The 2,901-nt window shown below is 71.0% G+C and carries 3 protein-coding genes; 1 reads left to right on the top strand and 2 read right to left on the bottom strand.

Translation table 11 applies throughout. From position 1 onward, the window contains the following. Nucleotides 1–173 precede the first annotated feature (173 nt). Together ACIBK0_RS51845 and dapA are read right to left on the bottom strand one after the other, a co-directional pair. Nucleotides 174–815 carry a maleylpyruvate isomerase N-terminal domain-containing protein gene (locus ACIBK0_RS51845; RefSeq protein WP_399097533.1) on the bottom strand — a complete coding sequence of 214 codons (642 nt, stop codon included), beginning with the start codon at nt 813–815 and terminating at the stop codon, nt 174–176. A 169-nt stretch (nt 816–984) separates the two neighbouring features. After that, nucleotides 985–1,902: a 4-hydroxy-tetrahydrodipicolinate synthase gene (dapA, locus tag ACIBK0_RS51840; protein ID WP_399097531.1), complete on the bottom strand. Its 918-nt coding sequence runs from the start codon at nt 1,900–1,902 to the stop codon at nt 985–987. Nucleotides 1,903–1,973: 71 nt separating this feature from the next. On the opposite strand from dapA, the gene ACIBK0_RS51835 reads away from it, so the two are divergent. Further along, on the top strand, nt 1,974–2,901 hold a 928-nt coding region (locus ACIBK0_RS51835), incomplete at its 3' end, for a LysR family transcriptional regulator (RefSeq protein ID WP_399097529.1).

The raw sequence follows: 2,901 nt of genomic DNA, 5'->3' as shown, positions 1-2,901 counted from the left end.
GGCCCAGGGCCTCGCACCGTGCTGCTTCCTGCCGCCCACTTGGGATCACTCTCGGACGATATGCCCATCTCGCAACCCGAGAGCGCATCAGCCTCGCACCAACCCCCTTGGCACCGGCGGCAGAACGCCGATTTCCTGGCATTGGGGGATGGTCCGTCTGTAGTGCGGTAGACCTACAACACCCGCAGGGCCTGGTCAACGTCACGCTCACGCCTGGCGAGCGCGTGCAGAACGGCCTGGTCGCCATGCCGGTCCCGGGCGGCGGCGACCAGCACGTCCACCGCGACAGCGAGCGCGGCATCGGGCACCTGGCAGGGCACCTCGACACTGAGCGCGAGGTCGTCGAGGTGTACCGCCAGCTCGACGCAACGGGTCTGCAGGTATCCGTCGAGCAGCATCTCCTCTCCCGGCCGGTGAAGGACAGCCACCCGCCGATCGGCCGGCTCCATGCCCAGCCGCTGCGACAGTCGCACCCACGCTGCCCGGGCCTGCTCGGCCACGACAGCGGGGCCGGCTGCGGCTGTCTCCTCGCTGCGGGCACGCACCCCGACGTTCAGCGCGGAGTCCAGCAACGACGTGTCTGCGAGCCGCGCGTAGTACTGGACCGGTGACACCGGTTCCGCGCCGGACACCTGACCGTCGAGGAACCACTCGACCTGGAGGACGCTACGCGCAAGGTGGCCGGCCAGCCCACCCACTGACATCCCGGGTAGCACGGACTCGGTCTCCCAGCATCGAGCCACCTGCTCTGTGGCCAGCAGGTGCACCGACTTCTCGGCAGCCTGCAGGTATGTCTTCCGGATCTCATCAGTCATTCGGGCATCGTCGCAACCTCATCATCACAGCCGCTGACAGGTCCACGTTGTGGCTCGGCCCGCCGCCTGGGGAGCTCGCCCACGTGGGGAGTGTGGTGGCGCGGGAGCGGGCGGGCGCACTCGGCTTGCATCGAAGTCCACCGGGTTCCCCCGGGGCCACGGGCTCGTGTCAGGCCGCGGTCTCTTGGTGGGTCCTGGCGGCGGCCAGGTCCGCCGCTCGCCGGACCGAATCGGCGGAGGCGGCCAGCAGCGGCAGCCGGACGGCCGGGCTGGGGATACGGCCCTGGGCGTGCAACACCCCCTTGATCACGGTCGGGTTCGGCTCGGCGAAGAGCGCGGCGGACAGCCGGGCCAGCTCGGCTCCCAGCCTGCGGGCCGGTCCGGTGGCGTCGCGCTGCCACAGCGAGATGAGCTCGGTGTAGTCAGCGGTGCGGACATTGGCCGACGCCAGGATGCCGCCGCGGGCGCCCGCCGCGAGCAGCGGCGAGATGACGGCGTCATCGCCGCCGAGCACCGCGAAGCCCGGTGCCGACGAGCCGAGCAGTTCCATCGCGGCTGCGTCGATCGCTCCGGTCGCGTACTTGACCCCGACGACCTCCGGTAGGTGCCCGAGCGCGTTCAGCGTGCTGGTGCTGAGGGGCTGACCGGTTCGGTACGGGATGTCGTAGACGACCAGCGGCAGGTCCCCGTGTTCGGCGAGTGCCGTGAAGTGCGCCAGTGTTCCCGCCTCACCGGGCCGGGTGTAGGGCGGCGTGGGAACAAGTGCCGCGGCGACCTCACCGCTCTGAGCGAGCTCCCGAAGTGTCGTGATGGCGGCGGCGGTGTCGTTGGTGCCGACGCCGACGATCAGCGGAGCTCCGTGTGCCCGGCAGGCGGCCGAGCAGATGCGGACCACGGCCCGCTTCTCCTCGGTGGTCAGCGTGGCCGCCTCCGCGGTGGTGCCCAGGGCAACGAGTCCGCGAGCGCCGCCAGCCGACAGCGCCTCGTCGGCGAGGCGGGCGAGCGCGTCCGGGGCGAGGCGCAGGTCGTCGGTGAACGGGGTCACCAAGGGGACAAACAGGCCGGTGAGGTTCGCTTCGGGCTTCATGCGCCCAGCCTGACCGACACAAACCCAGTAGATCCAGTTCATGTTTCTTCGCTTATACGTAAGCTCACCTTATGCTCGATGTTCGACGCCTCCACCTGCTGCGCGAACTGGACCGACGCGGCACCATCGCGGCCGTCGCCGAGGCGCTGACCTTCACCGCCTCGGCCGTCTCCCAGCAGCTGAGCGTGCTCGAGCGCGAGGCGGGCGTACCCCTCCTGGAGCGCAGTGGCAGACGGGTCGTGCTCACGCCCGCGGGCCGCACGCTCGTCACCCACGCCGACGCCGTTCTCGAACGACTCGAACTGGCGGTCTCCGAGCTGGCTGGGGCACGCGAGGGCATCGGCGGGCCGCTGCGGATCGGGACGTTTCCCTCTGGCGGCCCCGCGATCGTGCCCGCCACACTGGCCGAACTGGCCCAGCGGCATCCGGCGCTGGAACCGATGGTGCAGGAGATCGACTCGGCTCGGGTCTCCGACGGCCTACGCGCCGGCGAACTCGACGTGGCCCTCGTCCACGACTACGACTTCGTCCCCGCGTCACCGGACACCACGGTCGACGAGGTGCCCCTGTTGGAGGAGCCGATGTACCTGGCCACGGGCGACGCCACCGACAGGGCTCCCGCCACCGATCCGGCCGCCCGCGGCGACACGCTGGCGGAGTTGCTCGGACCGTGGGCCACGTCCCCATGGATCACGGCCCGGGACGGTACGACCGGGCACGCGATGGCCGTACGCGCCTGTCAGGCAGCCGGTTTCCAGCCGCGCATCCGCCATCAGGTCAACGACTTCCGTACGGTCCTGGCACTGGCCGCGATCGGGCAAGGTGCCGGATTCGTACCGGAGATGGCCACCGCACATGCCCCCGAGGGCGTGGTCCTGACCCGGCTGCCCCTCTTCCGCCGCTCGAAGGTCGCCTTCCGCGCGGGCGGCGGCACCCACCCGGCGATCGCAGCATTCGTGGCGGCGGCGCGAACAGCGGTGGGCGCCACGGGCCGTGCCT

Origin of the sequence: Streptomyces sp. NPDC050564, assembly GCF_044457265.1 — a bacterium.
GTDB lineage: Bacteria > Actinomycetota > Actinomycetes > Streptomycetales > Streptomycetaceae > Streptomyces.
This window is presented reverse-complemented; position numbering and strand designations above follow the sequence as displayed.

What these genes read in the sequence shown, in the direction of transcription:
- dapA (WP_399097531.1), bottom strand. Translation starts at nt 1,902, where the DNA reads ATGAAGCCCGAAGCGAACCTCACCGGCCTGTTTGTCCCCTTGGTGACC.
- ACIBK0_RS51845 (WP_399097533.1), bottom strand. Translation starts at nt 815, where the DNA reads ATGACTGATGAGATCCGGAAGACATACCTGCAGGCTGCCGAGAAGTCG.